Source organism: Kaistia algarum (assembly GCF_026343945.1).
GTDB classification, from domain to species: domain Bacteria; phylum Pseudomonadota; class Alphaproteobacteria; order Rhizobiales; family Kaistiaceae; genus Kaistia; species Kaistia algarum.
The window spans coordinates 1,164,348-1,180,745 of record NZ_JAPKNJ010000001.1 but is presented as its reverse complement, the minus strand read 5'-3'; the positions used below and the strand labels follow the sequence as shown (position 1 = coordinate 1,180,745).

The window sequence follows — 16,398 nt, the reverse complement described above, 5'->3', positions numbered from 1 at the left end:
GGGGGCGCTGATAATGTCGACTACTGTCGAGTGGTATTCGAAGATTCGAAACCAGAGTTTGGCTCTCGCAGTTCGCGAGGCGGGATTTGATCTCACGATGTTTGAGGAATATTCCCCGGCGACTCAGAAAGAAATTCGTAAGCGCGCGGTAAAAATTGTCATCAGAAATATCGCCGCCGATTTCGAGAGTGTCACAAATCGCGAATTGTCCGAAATTAGACGAGGCGTATACGTTATATGCATATCAAACCCATTCACGATATCGTACGAAAAAGGCTGCAGCGAGATTATCTATATTGGCATGGGGAACATTGCTTCCCGTATTGAATCTTATTTTAATAATAGTCTGTTCGATTTCATGATGAGTGTCGCTGGCGCAAATTTTGATTTCTATCTGACAGAACCCAAAGGATCTACTGATGATTTATACTATAAGCATATAGAGTATATGCTTCTGGATAAATTCCAGTCGAAATACGGAAGCTATCCTCTTCTTAACACTAACGCGGGCAGCCGAAAGGAATTTGAAGGTGCTGGAAAGGGCTGGGACAAGCCATTGAAGGGCTCCGGCAAAAAGCCATATTGGGAAATTCGTCCGACTAAGCATAGCGATTTCGCGAATTTGGACGAATGATCTTCCTTATCGCTGACACCTTTACCGCCTCGTTCAGCCGTCTCTCCGGTCTCGACCAGAAGGCGGTGAAGGCGAGTGTCTTCGATCTGCAGATGGACACTTCCGGCAACGGGCTGCAGCTGCATCGCATCGACAGGAGCCGCGATCCCCATTTCTGGTCGGCGCGAGTCAATCGCGACATCCGCCTGATCGTCCACAAAACCGCCGAGGGCCTGCTGGTTGCCTATGTCGGCCATCATGACGAGGCCTATGCCTGGGCGGAGCGGCGGCGCATCGAGGCGCATCCCCGCACCGGCGCCATCCAGATCGTCGAGGTGCGCGAGCGCGTCGAGGACGTGGCGCCGCCGGCGACGTTCGACTTCGTCTTTCCAGAGGCGGCCAAGGGCGAACGGTCGGCGCCCGCCGCGCCCGCGCTGTTCGGTTCGCTGGACGACGATGCCCTGCTGTCGATCGGCGTGCCGGCCGACTGGCTCGCCGATGTGCGCGCGGCAAGCGAAGACGGCTTCTTCGCGCTGGCCGCCCACCTCCCGACCGAGGCCTCCGAGGCGCTGCTCGACTATGTCGCCACCGGCAGGCTGGCGGTCCCGGCGCTGACGCCCAGCATCGCCGATCCGTTCAAGCATCCCGATGCGCTCAGGCGGATCAGGCCGATCGCCGACCAGGACGAGCTGGAACAGGCCCTCGCCTTCCCCTGGGAGAAATGGGGCGTCTTCCTGCATCCCTCGCAGCGCGCGCTGGTCGAGCGTTCGTTCTCCGGCCCGGCGCGGGTCGCCGGTTCGGCGGGTACCGGCAAGACCATCGTGGCGATCCATCGCGCGGTGCGCCTGGCCCGGGACAATCCGCACGCGCGAGTACTGCTGGCCAGCTTCTCCGATCCGCTGGCGGCAGCTCTGGCGAAGAAGGTGCTGGTGCTGGCACCGGAGACCGGCGGCGTCGTGGCGCGGATCACGACGGCGTCCTTCCACGACATCGCTGAGCAGATGTTCCAGCTCGAGCACGGCGCGCGTCCTCGGATCGCGAGCGACGGGCTGTTGCGCGAACGCCTGCGCGCGGCGGCAGCGAACATTGGCCTGAAGGGTTTCTCCGAGCGGTTCCTGCTGTCGGAATGGACCAACGTCATCGACGCCTGGGGCCTGATGTCGCTCGAAGCCTATACGAGCGTCCAGCGCATGGGACGAAAGAGCCGGCTCGGCCCCAACCAGCGCGCACGCCTATGGCCGGTTTTCCAGGCCCTGCGTGAAGCGCTGGTGGCCGAGCGTTATACGACCTGGGCGGATGTCTTCACTGGCCTCGCCGAAGCTCTTGCCAAGCGCGAGAAGAAGCCGTTCGACCATGTCGTTATCGACGAAGCCCAGGACCTCGCCCCGGCCGAGCTCCGGTTCTTCGCTGCTCTCGTGCCCTCGACAGCGGATGCCCTGTTCCTGTCGGGTGACGTCGGACAGCGTATTTTCCAGCATCCCTTTTCATGGGCGAGCCTCGGCGTCGACGTACGCGGCCGCTCGCATACGCTCAAGGTCTGCTACCGCACCTCGCAGCAAATCCGACGTGCTGCGGACAGGCTGCTGCCGACCGTGCTGCGCGACACAGATGGGCTAGAAGACGAGCGTCGCGGCATCATCTCGGTATTCGACGGGCCTGCGCCTGAGGTGAGATCCCTTGCGGACGTTGCCGCTGAGACTGCCACGGTGCGCCAAGCCGTTGAGACCTGGCTTGGCGAGGGAAGGCGAACAGCGCAACAGCTTTCGCAAACGTCGGCGATATACGGAAAACGGCTGAGGAGCTGATTCGGTTTGCTCGAGCCGGTCATGAACCGGCTCGAGCAAACTTCCAAAAGGTGACGTCCCCGGAGGTGGTGTAGGAGCGGATGGCACTGGTGGTCATTGCCGGTCTTCGACGTAGGGTTGGGTTGCGACACACAACCTGATTTCGGAGACGACAATGACCGACGAGAGGATTGCACTGCTCGATCTGATCGAGAAGAGCGGCGATGACCATCTGATCCGCGACCTGCTCGGCTTTGCGGCCGAACGGCTGATGGAACTTGAGGTCGAGACCAGGACCGGTGCGGCCAAGGGCGCACGGTCGGCGGAGCGGATCGCACAGCGTAACGGCTATCGTGAGCGAGCCTGGGACACGCGGCTCGGGCGGATCGACCTGGCGATACCGAAGCTGAGAACGGGCAGCTACTTCCCGTCCTTCCTGGAGCCCCGTCGCACGGCCGAGCGGGCTTTGGCGGCCGTCATCCAGGAGGCCTATGTGCACGGGGTCTCGACGCGGGCGGTCGACGATCTGGTTCAGGCGATGGGCCTTTCCGGCGTCTCGAAGAGCGAGGTCAGCCGGCTGTGCGGCGAACTCGACGAGCGCGTTGCGGCCTTCCTCGACCGTCCGATCGAGGGCGAGTGGCCTTATCTGTGGATCGACGCCACCCATCTGAAGGTGCGCGAAGCCGGGCGGATCGTGTCCACTGCGGTGATAATCGCCGTGGCGGTCAACACCGACGGCCGGCGCGAAGTTCTCGGCATGGCGACCGGGCCGTCCGAGGCGGAGCCGTTCTGGACGGCCTTCCTGCGTTCGCTGGCGGGCCGCGGCCTCAGGGGTGTCAAGCTGGTCGTCTCCGACCACCATGGCGGCATCCGGGCAGCGATCGCCAAGGTGCTGCATGCCACATGGCAGCGCTGCCGCGTCCACTTCATGCGCAACGCGCTCGCCCACGCCGGAGCCGGCCAGCGCAACATGGTCGCCGCGATGCTCAGGACGATCTTCACCCAGGAGACCGAGAAGGCCGCCCGTGAGCAATGGTCGAAGGTCAGCGACAGCCTGCGCGAGCGCTATCCCAAGCTCGGCCGCCTGATGGACGACGCCAGCGACGACGTCCTCGCCTTTATGAGCTTCCCGGCCGGCCACTGGACCCAGATCTACTCGACCAATCCGCTCGAGCGTCTCAACGCCGAGATCAAGCGCAGGACCAACGTCGTCGGCATCTTCCCGACCGACAGATCCATCCATCGTCTCGTCGGCGCCCTGCTCATCGAGCAGACGGACGAATGGGCCGTCCAGCGACGATACATGACACTGGAAACCCTCAACCCGATCGACGATGCTGGCCTCGTCAGCCTGCCGGCAATCCCGGCATGACTGTCCTCGACCCAGGTTGAGGATCGGCGCTCCTACACCACCTCCAGGGACGTCACCCTTCCAAAATGGGGGCGCATTGCTGTCGCTCCGAAGCTCCTGGAGGAATGTCGGGATGCTGCGCACGAGCCGAGAAGCCTGCCAGTCGCCTCTTTGACCTGGTCTGATCGTTGGCGTCAATTCAACCACTCGCCGCGTCGAGTGGGCAAATCGGACAATTGTCCAAGACCCATCTCATGCCACAGCCTTGAGAGGCTGGAGTGTTAATAAGCGCGGAACTGAGGTCTCTGCCTAAAGCGACCTAACTATCTAATTTTCATCATAAATTCTGAACTCACTCGGGGTCATGATCGGCGCCGATCGAGATCCCGATAGACAAGGATTTTCTGACGTATTTTCAATGCGTTGAACTCATCCGGCGTGGGGTCCTGCTTGGGCGCCTGTTCACAACCTGGCCGGCCGAGCTGAGGCGCGAAGCTGGCATTCTAGCCAAGTCATCGTTATCAGGCTCGCCTAACCATATGAGATCAAACGAGAGATGTGGTTGGCGAACCACTGCAGACACTCTGCAACAGTGATTAACCCGGGACATCTGCATGGGAATGGGGCAAACCTGTTGGCCGTCGGGATGTCGTGATACAACCAATGATTCAGTTTGGCGTCAGATCTGCGATCTCGCGCCGTATCGGGGGCGCGGCCCCGCCGTCAATATAGCCCCAAACCTCTCCCTTTTTCACTGGCGCGAGTCCTTCGGAATAAGCATAGGCATCGTCATAGGTCGGGGCTAGCCATTCTGCAATGCGCCCGTTCGTCATGCTCACGAAGCCGCGCTTGTCGCCGCGACGGACCAGCGCAAGACCTTCGCGGAACGGATAGGCGTCATCGTAGGTCGGCTCGAGCAAAATCTTGCCGGTGCGATCGACATAGCCCCATTTGTCGCCGATACGAACCGGCGCCGCCCCTCCGGAAAATTCGCGCACGGCGTTGAAATTGCCGGAGATTGCATCCTTACCCTCCGCATCAACAAAACGCCAGGTCCGGCCGTCCGATGTTACGGCTCCCAGGCCGTTCCTGAACGGCCGCATGTCTTTGTACGGACCCAAAGCCTTGTCCAGTAGCCTACCGATTGCGTAGGTGGATTTGCCCACCCGACTGATGGTGTAGCCCTCTGAAAAGGCGGTAGCGGATGAGGCGCTTGTGGGATCTTCGGCTTCGCCTGTGCCTTGGTCCAAATTGTCTGTAGCTTCGGCTTCGGTTTCGTCTTTTTGCGGTAAGCTCAGTGACACCATTTCGCCCCGCCCGTCGAGCACTACCCACTCCGGACTGTCGTCGAATGACTTCTCGACGGCGGCGAATCCTCCCTCGCGCGCCGTTGCCCGTTGAAATTCGAACTTGATTTCCTCGCGCCCGGTCGGTCCGATGTAGCCCCACAAATGGTCCTTCAAAACGGCTGCCACACCGTCCTTGAACGGTTGTGCATCGTCATAGACCGGCTTGATGACAATCTTGCCGGAGCTATCGACAAAGCCCCAGCGTCCGTCGAGACGCACCGCAAATCGGCCGCCGCTGCCTTGGAGCACTTTTTCGTAGATTGGCTCAACAACCCATGCGCCGGTCCGGTTGATAAAGCCCCAGCGATCTCGTTCCATCGCTGGCGCGATGCCTTCTTGGAACAGGCCGGCATGCTGAAAACGAGGCTCGATGACCAAGTTCTGTGCTCGGGCCGCAGAGACCGTCACAGCAATTGCGCTTGCTAGCGCAACGGCGGGCATAACCCAGGATAGAAACACTTGAGTTCGGTTTGATCCGGCGCCTGGCATTTCAACCTCTCAAACGGATTGGACATCCTAATCTATCCTAGGCAAGAAATGAAGACTAAGTTTTATCAACTGGCGATTGCCGGACCAAGAAGATCTCCCTTGCGTTTCAGCCAAACACAGGTTTCACAATAGCGCTATGATACAATTTCATTTCCGCCACACAAAACATCTTACCGGAGTCGTGTCGGCCGGCGCCCGTCCGCTGGTGGGTTTGATCTTGGTCGCGCTAACATTGCTATCGGCGGTCGCGCCGGCTGGTAGCCAGGGCAGCGCGTTCACCAAGGATGCCTACGACAAGGCGCTAATCGAAGGCGCCATCGCCAGGGAGCGTCCAGCCTTCATGCAACCAGTCGGCATTACCGGAATCTCTCTTCCGCATCACCTCTTGGCCGCCGATCTGATGGCACGCGGTTTCTGGGCCGCGTCTGCGGGGACCTATCGGCGGATTATCGTGATCTCGCCGGATCATTTTCGCGCTGTGAAAGGCAAATACGCCGTCGGCGTAGATAATATCGATACGATTTTCGGGCGCATCGCAATCGACCGAAAGGCCGTCGACACGCTTCTTGCCAACCGCGCTTTGTTCGAACCTTTCGATCAGGTCGAAAGAGAGCACGGCCTCTATGCCTTGATGCCGTTCATCAAACATTTCTTCCCTGATGCGGAGATCGTGCCGATTGCCGCGTCGATCTTCACCAGCCAGGCAGATTGGGAGGCGGCGGTTGCTGCGATTCGCCCGTTGGTCGATGCCGAGACCCTTGTTGTTCAATCGACGGACTACTCTCACTACCTGCCGGTAGGAGAGGCGGTACTTCGCGATCAGGAAACGCTCACCACGATCGCAACGGAGACTGAGGACGAGGTTTCCAAACTCGTCCCAGTCAAGCATTTGGATTCGAAGGCGGCGCAATTTATCCAGTCTGCGCTCCAATACCGAACCATAGGTGCGAGTTCGGTGGTTATCGCAAACCGCAATTCGGCCGAGTATGGAGCCGTCCCTACCTCGACAACCAGCTACATTGTGACGGTGTATCATCGCGATCCCGGTGCGCTTGCCGTCCTGCGCTACAACGATCAGTCAGCCTATTATTTTGGCGGCGACGTATTGTTGGGCCGCTACCTCACGCCGATCCTCGCCAACGCGGACGCGCGCGACAAAGTGATCGCCGCAATTCGTCGGGTGACCGGCGGAGCCCCGTTGATTGTGAATCTTGAGGGCGTGCTCGTTCGCGAGCCAGTAACCGGGTTACCGCAAGGAGCACATCTGATGCTGTCTGACCTTGCCGAGCCTGTTTTTAAAGGCGCTGGCATTGTCGCCGCTAGCCTTGCCAACAATCACAGCTACGACTTCGGACAGGAAGGCATCTCAGAAACGAAAGCGGCGCTGGCGTCGATTGGCATTGGCGCCATGGAGAATGGCATGGTGACAGACCTTGGCCCATTGCGCGTTCTGCCACTGTCATTCCTGCGTGGCAAAAACGCCGGCGACAACTACGTCGCCGGCCCTGGCGCGCTTAATGCATATTGCGCAAAGTCCGCAGCGCCTCCGCTCGTTGTCTTTGTGCATTGGGGGAGCGAATATACGACAGTGACAGGCAATGCAGAGCGTCTGGCGGCGCAACAACTTGCCGCCTGCGGGGTTTCGCTCGTTGTCGGCGCTCACAGTCACACGGCTTCGCAGAGCATGGAAAGCGTATCCGGAACGCTTCAACTCGCCTGGTCGCTTGGAAACCTTGTTTTCGATCAGAACTCATCGCGCAGTTCGGGCGCTCTGCTGGAATTGCGGATATTCAAACAGGGCACTGTCGCCGCGCGGCTTATCCCGATACCCAACCTTTTCGAGGTTGGGCAGAACGCGCTCCGCTCCAGATAGCTCCGAACGAATGCGCCATGTCATCAAATCGAATAGAGCGCGGTTCGGCGCTCCGAGTTGGCGCATTGTGGTCTTCACACTGAAGTCTCTGCTGACCTCAGCACACAGAGCAGATCATGGTTCAGTGTCCGTTGACTCACCGGGCTCATCGGGTTCTGGCTCCTCAGGAAGAGGCTTTCCGTCCATGTCCGTGCCGGTCCTCCGCGGTTTGAAGTAAAGAAGGCTAACAGGCCGCGATTCAACCATACGACCATCTGCCAGCTGGATTCGAAGGCGGAAGTCATGGGTCGAACTCTTGGGTGCGTCCAACCAAAGCCGCCAGCGGGAGACTACGCCCGGCGGAATCGTGTCGCTCAGCGGCAACGCCACCTGGTACCCACCTGTGTCGAGCCGCAGTTCGAACGGTTTGGATCCCAGGTTGAATTCATTAGCCCCTTCGCCGCACTCACCTTGGAAGGGCAAGTGACCCATCACCAAGCTGGTCGTAAACTTTGCTGCTCCTTTCGTCGACGTATGTTCGGCGGTCGTCCACTGATAGTCCAGCGTTCCGGCGAGATTGAGAAAGAATGCGTCGTCGGAAAGAGTAACCGCCTTGCCGAGATCCCCGAACATACCGGACGCCACTTGCTCAGCAAGGCACTTGTCAGTATCGGTGCTCGTGCACTTGAGCGCATCTCTCTCTAGCCGCTCTACCTTTACGCCGCGGCGCATCAGTTCATTGCGAACATCAATGTCTTCGATATTGGAGATATCTGCCGTCGGTTGCACGAACGATGGGCCGACTGCGTTTTCGTTGCTGTCCACGAAATTTATCGTGGCGCTGACGGATCGGGCCGCCGACCAGCCGAAATTCTCAAATTCCAACCCGCTCTCGAATGCGCGGTCGCATTGAGCGCTAAAGCTTTCGTTCAACTCCAGAGCTGGGCGGAGCTCGCTAACGCTCTTGGCAACGTCGAGAAATGCCCCCTCAATGCCAATTGGCTGCCCCGAGGCATTTTCGACATTTAGCAGCAGAGGCACGGGTCCGTAGCGCACCGTCGGCCCCATGAAGTTTTGTTCTTCGAAGTCGTTGTTCGGACGGGCTTCAGAGCTCGGCGCGGTCTTGCCGAGCCAGACGTCAAGTAGTTCGGCATCGTCAGGGAAGATACGAACTTTTTCAGGTGTGTTCTCGGCTATGTAGTACAAGGGATTGATATCGGGAACACCAACCAGCGACCGGCGATCCACAGTCAGCGAAATGCGGACATCGTCGACCTGTGCCTGCAAGGTCAACGGCGTCAGGCGGAAGCCGGGAATGCGGGCGCGACTGCCGGACACTTCGACGTCGTTCAGCCATTGCGCGACATAGCCCCCGCCGCCCGCCATTTGCACACGCCCGACCCCGTTTCGCTTATCGACTAGAAATCCGCCCTCATAGACGCTGCCCAGGCGGTCCACAAACAAACCGTAGCCCTCCCGCTTGCCCGCTCGAAACTCTCCGACATACTCGGCGCCCTCGGGCGACTGGAGTCTGCCACGACCATCCATCAGGCCGCTTCTCCATTGTCCGCGGTAGGAAGCGCCTGAGCGGTGCAAGAACTCGCCTTCTCCGTGTGCTCGCCCTTCGACAAGCTGGCCCCTATACCGAGCCACTGTTGCTCTCGTATCATAAGTTGCCGCACCCTTGATCCGCCAGGTGAGTTGTCCTTCGCCGGAGATAGGGCCTGGCTTGTAGTTCCCGTCACGCGAGGTCCAGACGACATCAAGTTCATCTGCGGAAAGTGGGTCCCAGAACTTAAGGTCAACCCGCTTCAGATGCCTAACCGGAGTGTCCCAAACTAGCTGGTTGCTACTACGGAAATTGCCTGTGGCGAAGTTCGGGAAGGCCGAACCGTCGGTCGTTATAGTATCCTGCAGGAGTGGCTCGAGAGATTGCGCACGGGCAGCTATGTTCAATGGCAGAGCCATACAAAAAGAGACTCCGAAAACAACCGGCCGCAGCAGTCGGGTCAGAGGTCCCATCGTTTCGTTCACCTCTATCATCGCAGGCACGCAACGTGCCTGTCGCGCTAGTGAGTCCGGCTTGTAGATCGACATATTCGTTGGAAGGACACAGCTTGTGCTATTGAACGAGATATTAGACTAGTTCATGTTACACCAATTGTCTGCAGACAAAAGTGGCGCGCCACTAGTCTCCGGCTCGACAGTAACGCTAGCATGTTAGCTATGGCATCGCGCGTTCCGAATTCGATCAGGCACGCTGCTCGATTGCTCGCGGGCGGCGCCGTGTGAAAGACAAGAATGATCACTGTCCAGAGGAGGGGCGGGTTGTGGCATCTTGATGCAAGGGCCCTTTGTACTTTCTTCCTTAACTTTCCTAGACAGACTCGCCATCGTGAATCCCTGTGCTACGAATGAGCGTACATCGTGAACACTTAGCCTTACGAGCTTACGGCAGGTGAATTTCTATTGGCGAAACAGCGAAAAACACATCGGGTAAGCACGGAACGGCCTTTCCGCTTATTTCTGTCATCTCCGACGGACGTCGCGGCCGAACGTGACGCCGCTGAGCGCGTCGTGGCCCGCATCAACGCTGAACGAATCGATCTTCGAGTGTTCGAATTGATCCGCTGGGAGCACGCCTACTACACAGCCACCACTGCCGTTCAAGATCAGACCCCGAGATCGTCCGATTGCGACCTCGTCGTTTGCATCTTCTGGAAACGGCTCGGTAGCGATCTCCCTGATCAATACCGTCGTAAGGATGGATCGCTGCCAACCGGCACGGAGTACGAGTTCGAAACCGCGCGAGAGGCAGCATTCAAGCGGCGAAACAAGGTTCCTGACATCCTCGTGTATCGCAACCGATCCTCTGTACACTATGCCTCGGCTACCGTTGACCTGGAGAGAGCCCAGTACGAGCGGCTTCTAGGTTTCTGGAAACGATGGTTTGAGAGCGAGGAGGGGCATTTCACAGCGGGGTTCCACAATTACGATACCCTTGAGCAGTTTGAGGTTCAGTTTGAGAACCACCTGCGCCAATGGCTGGCTAGGCGAAGCGGGGCCGTGGTCTGGAGCGGTCAATCGCCATTTCGCGGCTTGAAGCCTTTCGACGTTAGGCATGCGGCAGTTTTTTTCGGGCGCAACCGTGAGGTCGACCGTATCCGGGCACGCTTTCTCGCTAACGCAAGTGCGGGTATTCGCTTTCTCGCCATTGTGGGCGCCTCCGGATCCGGCAAGTCTTCGGTTGCTCGTGCCGGCCTGCTCGACCGTTTGTCTCAGACAGGTGGGATGGGCGGCATCGCTGGTCCCGCGATTTATGCTGCCGTTACCCCATCATCGCTAGCCGCCGAAGGACGAAGCTGGAGAGCTGGCTTGGCGCAAGCGCTGTTCAGGGACGACGTGCTGGGTCCTGGGCTAGCCGATGGCGACTTCACTACCCCCCAGACGCTTGAAGATCATATGGGCAGCAGCGGTATAGGATCGTCGCTACCGCTCAAGAGAGCCTTGGCGCGCCTGAAGGTCGTTAACAAGGACTTGGCCACCGCTGCCGGAGCATCGCCGCTGGCCCTGGTCATTCTGATTGACCAGTTGGAAGAGATATTTAGCTGGAAGCGTGACGATGCCGAGGCGTTCTTGACCTTCCTTGAGCAACTGGTCAACCCCGCCGGGGGTACAATCTACGTCGTCGCCACAATGAGGTCAGATTTTCGTCTGCGGCTGACCGAATTCGCGCCCTTAGAACGCCTTACGGCGCTGAGCCAGCCGCTGAAGCAGGGCGAGTATGAGCGCGTGATCGACATTGCTGCGCCGTCGGGGCGGGACCTCAGTGAGATCATTGCGGGTCCGGCTAGCGCCGCTGGCCTACGCTATGAATCTGTCAGCGGGCGTGATCTCCGTGCGCTGATCGAAGCGGAGGCATCCCCTCAAGCCCTGCCCGCCCTCCAAATGCTGCTGTCCGAGCTTTATGCCCGCCGCGAGGGAAACGAACTGAAGCTTCGGGCTTTCGACGAGTTGCGCGGCGTCTCGGGTGTGATGGCTCAACGTGGCGATCAGATTCTGTCTGAGGCCGGGCCCGGGGCTCCGGCCGCGCTTGCACCTGTCTTCCGCGCGTTGATGGTATGGAGCGGCGCGGGCCAGCCCATTGCTCAACGGGTTCCGCTTGACACCTTCGAACCTGGATCTGAGGCGCATCGGCTGGCAGTCAGCATGGTCAATGCCGGCCTACTCACATCGGAACAAGGCATGGTGCGCGTCGCGCACGAAAGTCTGATCTCGGGATGGGATCGACTTCGCAACCTGTTCGCTGATGAGCGTCGACTCTTTGAGATCCGCGAAGTTTTGGCGGGCCTTTTTCGCCAGCATCAGGCAACACCGGCATTGAATGCAGCCAAGCAGCGCGAACGGCTATTGACGGGCGTACACCTCTCCGACGGGACTGATCTCCTGGAAAAATGGGGAGAACAGCCGCTTCAGGCTGTGGCCAGAGGGTTGCCGGACTTCATCCGGGCTTCGCAGGCCCGTGATCGGACGCAGAAACGCAACCGCCTCGCGCTGATCGCCTGTGGGATCGCGCTGGTCGGTGTCGCCATTGGCGCCGCGGGATGGTTGATACAGCGCAGGACGGTGGCGGAACTCCAAGCAGTCGTGCAGACGAACCTCGCACATACGTCGACCGCGCTTGGCGAGGGACGCTGGGATGCTGCGGTCTCGGTGGCGGCGGAGGCCTTTCGGCTGGACAAGAACCTCGACACGCGGTCGAGGCTCCTCGAAGCGCTTGCTGAGCGATCGGCTAACCACATATCCACCGTCGACGTCGAGGCGCAGGCAATCGACTGGCCGACGACGGATTCGTTGGCTGTGGTTGGCGATGGTGGCAAGCTATTCGTATATGGCGCTGCGGCTTTAGGTGACGCCGACCGAACTTCACAAACCAAGCTCAAGAGGCTTTCGTCTTCTGCCGCCGGAGATTATCTGGCCATAGCGGACGATGGCGCAATCTTGTCTCGCAGCGGTGAGGCTGGAGCGCAGTGGCGCGAAATTCTCCGAGCGAGCGGGCAGAAACTCGTCTATCAGTCACAGTCCGACATGCGGCGCGTTGGTGCTGGCTTCGTCGCTTTGGCAACTGACAAGGTTCAAGGTACAACGCTAACGAAATGCGCCAGTCTGGCTGCAGCCTCCTGCCGCCAGACGATAATCTCCGCTGGGTCGCCAGTCGCAGCCCTATCCGCCGACAGCACGCAAATTGCTATCGTGACGGGAGGGCCGGACCGGCCCATACTCGAATTGCGCCGCGTATCGGACCCGTTGACTGTCTCCGACAGTAGGCCGCTGGCGGCATTGGAAGGAAGGGACGCCATCCTAAGCCTCGGCCTGTCACGCGATGCGCAGTTCGCCGCCATCGGTGCTGGCATTTCCGGGCGTGCCGGGCGCCTGATCGTTGTTCCTCTCGATCCACGTGTCGCCCAAACCATTCCGCCCGTCGAGAGCAGCTCACCGGTCAACGTGCTAGAATGGTCGCCGACTTCGGACACCCTTGCGTTCTCTTGCAGCCAAGGTTCGATCTGCCGCGCGGCGGTAGGCCCAGGCATCGACCTGCACATGGCCGGACCGCTACGTGATGACGACAGTGCCTTTACGTCCATTCGATGGTCCCCTGATGGCGCATTGCTTGCCTCAAACCATGTTGGCGGAAAGGTGCGTGTCTGGCGCAATCTTCCGGTCGAGCCGGTCTTGATGCGGCGTCCAGTAGGAGGCGGGGCATCGCTTGAATCGGTTGCGGTGGACAGAGAGGGCGGGCTGGTTGCAGTAGGCACCGGTACTGGCGAAATCTGGGGTATTTCGGGCTACAACCTTGAGAACGGGTATCTCGCCGTGACGGGAGACGCCCGGATCACTCACCTCGTGTTTGGTGCGGATGGCCGGTTGGCTGTCGGTGACAGCAGCGGAACGTTGCGCTTGTTGGAAGGCAGTCCGCTGCAGCTGAAGCGCGATTCAAACATTGGCAATGAAGTTCAGCGCGTTGCCCTTGCCAAGAAGACGCTCGCTGCCTCTCAGTCCTCGAATTCCATTGCATTGCTTCCGCTCGTGGGTGAAAAGGCCAAACTCGTATTCGAAAGCACGCCCGACGGCCTTCTCGGTCTGCCCGACGGAACCCTCTATTCCAGTCATGTCGACGGTTCGATCCATCGCCGGAACATCGAAACCGACATCGACGAAATCGCCATCCCCGGCGACGTGGTGGCGGATCGTGGATCGGCGCTGAGTCTTGCTCTTGATCCGTCCGGCAGATGGCTTGCCGCGTCGCGGTTCGATGACAGGGTCAAACTATACGACCTAGCAGGCAAGGCACCGCCGATCGAATTGCCCATTTTCAGTCTCGGCAGCAAGACAGTCGCCTTCTCACCGTCCGGACAACGCTTCGCATTGCTAGGCGTCGAAGGGCGTCTCTATATCTGGGCCTTCGACGCTACAGACGCTCGAGCCGATCTGATATTGGCGCTGCCGGCTGTCCCCAGATCCGTCTTTCCCGCAGACGCCGGAACGGTGCGGCAAAGACCGGCAACGTGGATAGATTGGTTGGATTCCGACCGGATCGTTATTTCAAGTATCTTTGGCGAGCTACTAGCGTTGAACGTCAACGAAGAATCTTGGCGGGCCGCCTTGTGCGATGTAGCATTCGTCGGGAAACCCGAAGCATCGCTGCGCCGCGTCACTGCGACGCCCGAAAGCCAAGCAAACTGCGACGATGCAACCATCGGCAACCGAAACTGGGGCAGCGAGTAGCGCCGCCAATGCTCTTCGGGCGTGCCGGCTTTCTGTCAACTGGCGGCGTATGCAGAGCCCACCAACCCAGTGCGCGCGGACGATTTGATGGAAATATTCAAACAGGAGCCATCGCGAGTCCTGTCTCTGAATCCTCCGGGTCGAAATGAGAAAGTGGGATAATCGTTGCCGTGCCGAGCAACTGCTGGGCGACCGTTTGAGCATTCGCACGTATTTTGGTCGTCGCCACCTTTTGCCACCACAGCGCAGCGACGCCGGCAACGTGAGGGCAGGCCATACTAGTGCCGCTCATCATGGCAAATGCACCGTTCGCCGCGGCCGATACGATCTCCTCGCCTGGTGCACAGATTTTGGCACGGCCGTTCGGAAAGTCTGCGATCCGTAGGGAACCGCCTTCGTTGCGTACAGCCGCGACCGAGATGACACCGGCCGCCGCAGAGGGTAGCGACGCCGATATGACCTGCCACTGCATTTTTCCTCCACGGGGATTTAGAGTCCGGCCCTCGGAAGGACGGACAGATGAAGCGAGCAAGGTTCACGGAAGAGCAGATCATCGCGGTTTTGCGCGAGCATGAGGCTGGTGCGAAGACCGCCGACCTGGCGCGTAAGCATGGTGTCCGAAGCGACCCTCTATAACTGGAAGGCCAAGTTTGGCGGCACGGACATGTCCGAAGCCAAGCGTCTGAAGCAACTCGAGGACGAGAACGCCAAGCTCAAGAAGCTGCTGGCCGAACAACTGCTGGATGCAGCGGCGATGCGGGAGCTGCTGTCAAAAATGGTAGGGCCCCCCGTCAAGCGCGAGGCCGTCGCGCATCTGCAGGCATTGATGGGCCTGTCGGAACGGCGGGCCTGTTCAATCGTCGGAGCGGATCGGAAGATGGTCCGCTACCGATCCCGCCGTCCGCCGGATACGGCCCTGCGAGCGCAGTTGCGCGACCTTGCCAACGAGCGCCGGCGTTTTGGCTATCGGCGGCTGTTCGTCCTTCTGCGCCGCGACGGCGAACCGTCCGGGATCAACCGCATCTATCGGCTCTATCGCGAGGAGGGTCTGACAATGCGCAAGCGTCGTGCACGGCGTCGGGCCGTCGGAACGCGGGCGCCGATCCTCGTTGAAGCGAAGGCCAATGCGCGCTGGTCGCTGGATTTTGTCCACGACCAGTTTGCCTCCGGTCGGCGGTTCCGCATCCTGAACATTGTCGATGATGTCACACGGGGAATGCCTGGCGGCCATACCCGACACCTCGATCTCGGGACGGCGCGTGAATTGACGGCTCTGATCGAACAGCGTGGCAAGCCCGGCATGATCGTTTCCGACAACGGCACCGAATTCACCTCGCACGCCATGCTCGCCTGGGCGCAGGAGAACCGCGTCACCTGGCATTTCATCGCGCCGGGCAAGCCGATGCAAAACGGCTTCTGCGAGAGCTTCAACGGCCGCATGCGTGACGAACTGCTCAACGAGAGCCTGTTCTTCGGGCTCGACCATGTCCGAGCCAAGATCGCCGCGTGGGTTGACGACTACAACCTCCGTCGGCCTCACTCGGCGCTCGGATACATCCCACCGGCGGCCTACGCCGCCAGTCTCATCACCAACGCGCAATCCCGCGCAAAACCCGCCGAGGCTCTAATCGCTGCTGGATGACAAACCAGTGGCAGGTCAACGGCGTGATGGACCTCCATTCCAGGTCGACTGTCGAAATGATAGGACCTCGAAAATTCCTGAGAAATCATCGGGCACTCCGGCTGTGCGAAGCTTGCCCGAGAGTATATGAGTGTTAGCAGGGTACTGGGGGAGGACTGCATGGCTGACAAGAAAGTCGTTTTCGTCGCGTTTGCTATTGAAGACGAACGGCAACGCGACTTTCTAAAGGGCCAGTCGCTTCATACGAATTCGCCGTTTGAATACGTCGATATGTCGGTCAAGGACGCATATTCGATCGATTGGAAAGATCGTGTCCGCACGCGGATTCGACGATCCGCTGGCGTGCTGGCGCTGGCGAGCAAGAATTCGCTGAACTCGAGCGGGCAAAAATGGGAAATTGCATGCGCCCTTGAGGAAACGAAGCCAGTTCAGGGTATATGGGTTTACACGGGCGACCGCACGGCGATCCCAGGCGTCTATACGATGGAATGGACATGGCCAAATATCGCTAACTGGATTGATTCGCTTTGAG

General features: G+C 59.5%; 10 protein-coding genes and 1 pseudogene. 8 read left to right on the top strand and 3 right to left on the bottom strand.

What is annotated here, in order from left to right; genetic code table 11:
• Positions 1-13: 13 nt before the first annotated feature.
• From OSH05_RS05695 to OSH05_RS05685, 3 genes are all read left to right on the top strand, one after another.
• Positions 14-634: a hypothetical protein gene (locus tag OSH05_RS05695; RefSeq protein ID WP_104217165.1), complete on the top strand. Its 621-nt coding sequence runs from the start codon at positions 14-16 to the stop codon at positions 632-634.
• Positions 631-2,418: a UvrD-helicase domain-containing protein gene (locus OSH05_RS05690; RefSeq protein ID WP_104217166.1), complete on the top strand. Its 1,788-nt coding sequence runs from the start codon at positions 631-633 to the stop codon at positions 2,416-2,418. Before OSH05_RS05695 ends, OSH05_RS05690 begins: the two co-directional genes overlap by 4 nt.
• A gap of 154 nt (positions 2,419-2,572) precedes the next feature.
• A complete protein-coding gene (locus OSH05_RS05685) occupies positions 2,573-3,769 on the top strand; it encodes an IS256 family transposase (protein WP_104217167.1) in 1,197 nt (398 codons plus the stop codon).
• A 647-nt stretch (positions 3,770-4,416) separates the two neighbouring features.
• Here the strand turns inward: OSH05_RS05685 and OSH05_RS05680 are convergent.
• On the bottom strand, positions 4,417-5,475 hold the full coding sequence (locus tag OSH05_RS05680; protein WP_165801431.1) for a WG repeat-containing protein: 1,059 nt from the start codon (positions 5,473-5,475) through the stop codon (positions 4,417-4,419).
• A gap of 247 nt (positions 5,476-5,722) precedes the next feature.
• On the opposite strand from OSH05_RS05680, the gene amrB reads away from it, so the two are divergent.
• Positions 5,723-7,459, top strand: coding sequence for an AmmeMemoRadiSam system protein B (amrB, locus tag OSH05_RS05675; protein ID WP_104217169.1), 1,737 nt, complete (start codon positions 5,723-5,725; stop codon positions 7,457-7,459).
• Between the two features lie 114 nt (positions 7,460-7,573).
• On the opposite strand, the gene OSH05_RS05670 is transcribed toward amrB, so the two are convergent.
• Entirely contained in the window at positions 7,574-9,406 is a 1,833-nt protein-coding gene (locus tag OSH05_RS05670; RefSeq protein WP_266352350.1) for an MORN repeat-containing protein, read from the bottom strand.
• Between the two features lie 609 nt (positions 9,407-10,015).
• On the opposite strand from OSH05_RS05670, the gene OSH05_RS05665 reads away from it, so the two are divergent.
• On the top strand, positions 10,016-14,224 hold the full coding sequence (locus tag OSH05_RS05665) for an NACHT and WD repeat domain-containing protein (protein ID WP_165801433.1): 4,209 nt from the start codon (positions 10,016-10,018) through the stop codon (positions 14,222-14,224).
• Between the two features lie 97 nt (positions 14,225-14,321).
• On the opposite strand, the gene OSH05_RS05660 is transcribed toward OSH05_RS05665, so the two are convergent.
• A complete protein-coding gene (locus tag OSH05_RS05660) occupies positions 14,322-14,696 on the bottom strand; it encodes a S8 family serine peptidase (RefSeq protein ID WP_104217172.1) in 375 nt (124 codons plus the stop codon).
• 47 nt (positions 14,697-14,743) lie between these two features.
• On the opposite strand from OSH05_RS05660, the pseudogene OSH05_RS05655 reads away from it, so the two are divergent.
• From OSH05_RS05655 to OSH05_RS05645, 3 genes and pseudogenes are all read left to right on the top strand, one after another.
• A pseudogene (locus tag OSH05_RS05655) lies at positions 14,744-14,894 on the top strand (transposase); the annotation flags it as partial.
• Positions 14,889-15,866: an IS3 family transposase gene (locus tag OSH05_RS05650; RefSeq protein ID WP_407660381.1), complete on the top strand. Its 978-nt coding sequence runs from the start codon at positions 14,889-14,891 to the stop codon at positions 15,864-15,866. The pseudogene OSH05_RS05655 and the gene OSH05_RS05650, both read left to right, overlap by 6 nt.
• A gap of 159 nt (positions 15,867-16,025) precedes the next feature.
• A complete protein-coding gene (locus OSH05_RS05645) occupies positions 16,026-16,397 on the top strand; it encodes a TIR domain-containing protein (protein WP_104217663.1) in 372 nt (123 codons plus the stop codon).
• Position 16,398: the final 1 nt, after the last annotated feature.

Excerpts from the sequence above, each read along its gene's own strand:
- OSH05_RS05695 (WP_104217165.1), top strand. The coding sequence starts at position 14 with ATGTCGACTACTGTCGAGTGGTATTCGAAGATTCGAAACCAGAGTTTG.
- OSH05_RS05690 (WP_104217166.1), top strand. The coding sequence starts at position 631 with ATGATCTTCCTTATCGCTGACACCTTTACCGCCTCGTTCAGCCGTCTC.
- OSH05_RS05685 (WP_104217167.1), top strand. The coding sequence starts at position 2,573 with ATGACCGACGAGAGGATTGCACTGCTCGATCTGATCGAGAAGAGCGGC.
- amrB (WP_104217169.1), top strand. The coding sequence starts at position 5,723 with ATGATACAATTTCATTTCCGCCACACAAAACATCTTACCGGAGTCGTG.
- OSH05_RS05670 (WP_266352350.1), bottom strand. The coding sequence starts at position 9,406 with ATGGCTCTGCCATTGAACATAGCTGCCCGTGCGCAATCTCTCGAGCCA.
- OSH05_RS05660 (WP_104217172.1), bottom strand. The coding sequence starts at position 14,696 with ATGCAGTGGCAGGTCATATCGGCGTCGCTACCCTCTGCGGCGGCCGGT.
- OSH05_RS05650 (WP_407660381.1), top strand. The coding sequence starts at position 14,889 with ATGTCCGAAGCCAAGCGTCTGAAGCAACTCGAGGACGAGAACGCCAAG.
- OSH05_RS05645 (WP_104217663.1), top strand. The coding sequence starts at position 16,026 with ATGGCTGACAAGAAAGTCGTTTTCGTCGCGTTTGCTATTGAAGACGAA.